This is a genomic window from Mesorhizobium sp. M4A.F.Ca.ET.020.02.1.1 (genome assembly GCF_004022645.1).
In the GTDB taxonomy this organism is placed as follows: domain Bacteria; phylum Pseudomonadota; class Alphaproteobacteria; order Rhizobiales; family Rhizobiaceae; genus Mesorhizobium.
Map to the genome: position 1 here is coordinate 1 of NZ_RZOI01000732.1, position 2,966 is coordinate 2,966.

The window sequence follows — 2,966 nt, forward strand, 5'->3', positions numbered from 1 at the left end:
GGATGGCGACGGCCGCACCCAGCTCGGCGGCGATGATGCCGGCGGCGGCGTCCTTGGCGGCGAGCGAATCCATGCCGAAGACGAGCAGCGCCATGCCGCTGCCGACTAGCAGGAAGCCCGGAAAGTCGAACGGGGTGCGGACCGGCTTGGTCGCGGAGGGGAACAGCGAGGCGGCGAGCAGCGCGGCAATGAGCGCAATCGGGATGTTTATGTAGAAGATCCAGCGCCACGAGACGTAGGTGGTGAGCGTGCCGCCGACCAGCGGGCCCACCAATGGTCCGGACTGGCCGGCCAGCGAAATGTACATGTTGATCTTGAGCGTGCGGTCGCGCGGAAAGCTCGACAGGATCACCACTTGGCCGAGCGTGCCCATCAGCGCGCCGCCAAAACCCTGCAGGGCGCGCGAGGCGACCAGCATCCAGATGTTCTCCGAGAGGCCGCAAAGTGCCGAGGCGCTGGCGAAGACGAGAAGGGCGAAGCAATACACGTTGCGCAGGCCGAAGCGGTCCGCCGCCCAGCCGCCGAGAATGATCAGGCTGGCTACATAGACGGTGATCAGAAGGCCAAGCTGGCTCGGCGGGCGGGCCAAGCTTTCACCGATGCCGGGAAGTGCGGTCACCACTACATTCTGGTCGAGGCTGGTCATGAAGACGCCGCAGGCGACCGTTGCCGGCAACAGCATCGACATCTCGCCCGCCGGAGCAAAGCGGGTGGTGGCCGTCACCGAAGTCTCTGCGGTCATGGAGGATATGGTCGAACTGGTTGCCTGGACGGGCACCTGCTCCGGCAAGAGCCCGTGATTGCCTATCTATCGGCCCGGCTGGCCCAAGCCTCAAGCAGCAGTTGTGGCCGTCCGTAGTGCCAGCCGGAGCTACTGCACCTCGTAGCCGACTTCCTCGCTGGCGTGGCACAGCGCCTTCCAGAAGGAGCGGGCGAAGGAGCGGAAGACATAGATGTCGAACTGGTCGGCGCCGGTGCGCTGAATCTGCGCGAAGACGTCGTGATGGGTGGTCGAGCGGCCGGCGCCGACCGGGAAGGCCGGCAGCGCGAAATCGATGGCAAAGAACTTCGCCAGCACCCATTCGGCCTTCGGGCCGGCGATGCGGATCGCGGTGCGGCCATGCGACAGGTCGGTGACGGTGCCCACGTCCGGCGTGACGACGCCGCTGAACGCGGCCGCAAGGCCCTCGGCGTCGTCGATGACGGTGAACTTGCCTGGCGCGATGCCGAATGCCGATCTGCCGCCGTTGGTGACGCCGCCGCCGGCGCCGTCGGGCAGGGCAAGGCCCGCGACCTTGTATATCGCCGACATAAGGCGCTTCTCCTCGCCCGGCCATGCGGCGAGCTGCAGGATCGAGCCCGGCCGCGTCTCAGACAGGATGACGTCGACGCCATGTTCGAAATTGCCGTGCGAGCCCGGGTGGTACTCCGGCTCGAGCGGAGATTGACGTTCAACCATGCATGCGGCTCCCGTCCGGGTCGTAGAAGTGGTTGGAGACGATCTCGATCGGCCCGAAGCGATTGCGCAACGGGTCCGAGACGAAAGCGCGCGTGCCGTGCCTGGCCTTGCCGCCCTTGACCAGCGCTAGCGCGATATGCTTGCCGAGCGCCGGCGAATAGCAGCAGGCGGTTATGTGGCCGATCGAATCGCGTGGATTGGCTTCGTCCAGTTCCTCGACGATATGCGCGCCGCCGTTGAACGGGCGGTTGTCGAGCGAGACCAGGCCGACCAGTTGCAGCCGGTCAGGCGTGATCAGGCCCTCGCGGTCCATCATCGCCGAGCCGATGAAGGGCTTCTTCTTCGACAGCATCCAGTCGAGATGCAGGTCGCGCGCCGTGGTGCGGCCGTCGATCTCGGCGCCGGTGACATGGCCCTTCTCGATGCGCATCGTACCCAGCGCCTCGAGCCCGTAGGTCACCAGGCCGGATGGCTTGCCAGCCTCGATCAGCGCCTCCCAGACATGGGTGCCGTGGCCGGCGCCGGAATAGACCTCGAAGGCCATCTCGCCGGAAAAGGACAGGCGGCAGATCATCACCGGCACGCCCGCAATCTGGCCACGGACGATGCCCATGAAAGGCAGGGTGGCGTTGTCGACGGCGGTGCCGGTGACGCAGGTGGCGAGGATGGCTCTCGCCTTCGGCCCGCCGATCGCAGCGCCTGCCCATTCGTCGGTCACCGAGGTGACGGTGACCTTCAATTCCGGCCAGATCACGTCGAGGAAATATTCCAGATGCTGCATCACCTTGCCGGCATTGGCGGTGGTGGTGGTCATCAGGAAGTCCTGCTCGCCGAGCCGCCAGGTGGTGCCGTCGTCGAAGGCAAGCCCGTCCTCGCGCAGCATCAGGCCGTAGCGCGCCTTGCCGACGGCAAGCGTGGAAAACATGTTGGTGTAGACGCGGTCGAGGAATTCCGCCGCGTCCGGTCCCTGCACGGCGATCTTGCCCAGCGTCGAGACGTCGACGATGCCGGCGCTGTCGCGGGTGGCCTTGGCTTCGCGCACATAGGCCTGCTCGACCGTCTCGCCGGCAAGGCCGTAGATCATCGGCCGGTACCAGAGGCCTGCGGAATACATCCGCGCGCCGTTGGCGATATGCCAGTCGTGCATCGGGGTCAGCCGCTCGGGTTTGAGATCGCCAAAACGCTCGGCCGCCAGCGAGCCGATCGACACCGCCGTGTAGGGTGGGCGGAAGCGCGTCGTGCCGACCTCGGGGATCGGCTTGCCGAGAGCCTCGGCCATGATGGCGAGGCCCGGCACGTTGGAGCTCTTGCCCTGGTCGGTCGCCATGCCAAGCGTGGTGTAGCGCTTGAGGTGCTCGACCGAGATGAAGCCCTCGCGGTGCGCCAACCGCACGTCTTCCGCCGTGACGTCGTGCTGGAAATCGACGAAGCTCTTGCCCGCCGCCTTGATCTCGAACACCGGCGCCGGGTCGGGCTCGCCTGGCGCGGCTTCGACGTCCGGCAGGGC

The 2,966-nt window shown here is 66.6% G+C and carries 4 protein-coding genes; 1 reads left to right on the top strand and 3 read right to left on the bottom strand.

Annotated elements, in window-relative coordinates; translation table 11 throughout:
• The coding region (locus EN742_RS30140) for an MFS transporter (RefSeq protein WP_245492429.1) at positions 1 to 646 on the bottom strand (646 nt) is incomplete at its 3' end.
• Between EN742_RS30140 and EN742_RS39720 the strand changes: the two genes are divergently transcribed.
• The gene (locus EN742_RS39720) at positions 645 to 800 is read left to right on the top strand and encodes a hypothetical protein (RefSeq protein ID WP_245455447.1); all 156 of its coding nucleotides are present in this window, start codon (positions 645 to 647) and stop codon (positions 798 to 800) included. The genes EN742_RS30140 and EN742_RS39720 overlap by 2 nt on opposite strands.
• A gap of 71 nt (positions 801 to 871) precedes the next feature.
• Here the strand turns inward: EN742_RS39720 and EN742_RS30145 are convergent, their stop codons facing one another.
• Together EN742_RS30145 and EN742_RS30150 are read right to left on the bottom strand one after the other, a co-directional pair.
• Complete coding sequence (locus EN742_RS30145) at positions 872 to 1,459, bottom strand: sarcosine oxidase subunit gamma (RefSeq protein ID WP_126054072.1); 588 nt, start codon at positions 1,457 to 1,459, stop codon at positions 872 to 874.
• Positions 1,452 to 2,966: glycine cleavage T C-terminal barrel domain-containing protein (locus EN742_RS30150; protein WP_281035018.1), on the bottom strand; the 1,515-nt coding region annotated here is incomplete at its 5' end. The genes EN742_RS30145 and EN742_RS30150, both read right to left, overlap by 8 nt.

Bases quoted from the DNA above. Each gene is read 5' to 3' on its own strand.
- EN742_RS39720 (WP_245455447.1), top strand. From the start codon at position 645: ATGAAGACGCCGCAGGCGACCGTTGCCGGCAACAGCATCGACATCTCG.
- EN742_RS30145 (WP_126054072.1), bottom strand. From the start codon at position 1,459: ATGGTTGAACGTCAATCTCCGCTCGAGCCGGAGTACCACCCGGGCTCG.